This is a genomic window from Micromonospora sp. NPDC005979, from assembly GCF_040614415.1.
Classification (GTDB): Bacteria; Actinomycetota; Actinomycetes; order Mycobacteriales; family Micromonosporaceae; genus Micromonospora.
This window is the reverse complement of sequence record NZ_JBEXUR010000044.1, coordinates 1-1,131: the sequence shown is the minus strand read 5'-3', so window position 1 is coordinate 1,131 and position 1,131 is coordinate 1. Positions and strand designations below refer to the sequence as shown.

Below are 1,131 nucleotides of genomic sequence, written 5' to 3'. Positions count from 1 at the left end.
CAACCAAGGCCTCACCAGCCTCGGCCGCTGGTACACCTCCGGCCCCTACAACATCACCCCCACGGCCGGACGCCTCGTCCTCGGCAACTGGTGACGCGTCGTCGTGAGGGTGGCGGCTGCCGCCGCCACCCTCACGGCCCCACCACCGCTTCCGCCCGCACCGGCCCGGACGGGCCGACATTCCATAGACAGGACAGCAGCATGCGCATCGGCACATGGCGTACCCGCGCGGTCGCCCTGGTCGCCCTCCCGCTGGTCACCTTCGCCCTGAATCCGGTGCCGGCGCACGCCGCACCGACCGGGTACTCCGTCACCGGCATCGACGTCTCGCACTACCAGGGCACGATCAACTGGGAGTCGGTCGCCGACTCCGGCATCGACTTCGCCTATGCGAAGGCGACCGAGGGCACCGACTACACCGACCCGACGTACCTCACCAACCGCAGTGGCGCCCGCGCCAACAGCATCTACTTCGGCGCGTACCACTTCGGTCGACCGGACCAGGGCGACCCGCGCGGCCAGGCGGCCCGACTGGTCGACGTCAGCAGGCACAGCCAGGACGGCACCACTCTGCCGCCGATGCTGGACATCGAGTGGTCGTCCAGCCAGCCGACCTGTTTCGGGCTGTCCACCGGCGCGATGGTCTCCTGGATCAGCCAGTTCTTGGACGAGGTCAAGGTCCGTACCGGCCAGCAGGCGATGATCTACACCAACCCGAACTGGTGGAATCCCTGCACCGGCAACACCACTGCCTTCGGCAGCTACCCGCTGTTCCACTCCCGGTATGCCGACACCCCCGGCAGCCTGCCGTCGGGGTGGTCACGCTTCACGCTGTGGCAGTACACCTCCAGTGGCAGCGTGCCGGGGGTGTCCGGCGGCGTCGACCGGGACGTGTTCAACGGCACGCTCGCTCAGCTACGGGCGCTCGCCGGTGGCGGGGTCGGGCGGAAGGCCCCGGCGCTGGGGCACGACGACGGCGACGGCACCATGACCATCCACCGCTGGCGCTCGACCGGCTCAACCTTCTCGCGCACCGCCGACTACAAGGGTGAGAGTTCCTTCGATCTCGCGAACGTCGGCGATCGGATGGCCTCGGGTGACGTCGACGGTGACGGCACCGACGACGTCGTC

Annotated in this window: 1 protein-coding gene; it reads left to right on the top strand. The window is 69.2% G+C overall.

From position 1 onward, the window contains the following. Positions 1–201 precede the first annotated feature (201 nt). Positions 202–1,131 (top strand): GH25 family lysozyme (locus ABZ272_RS32015; protein ID WP_355053678.1); only part of this gene is annotated, 930 nt, incomplete at its 3' end.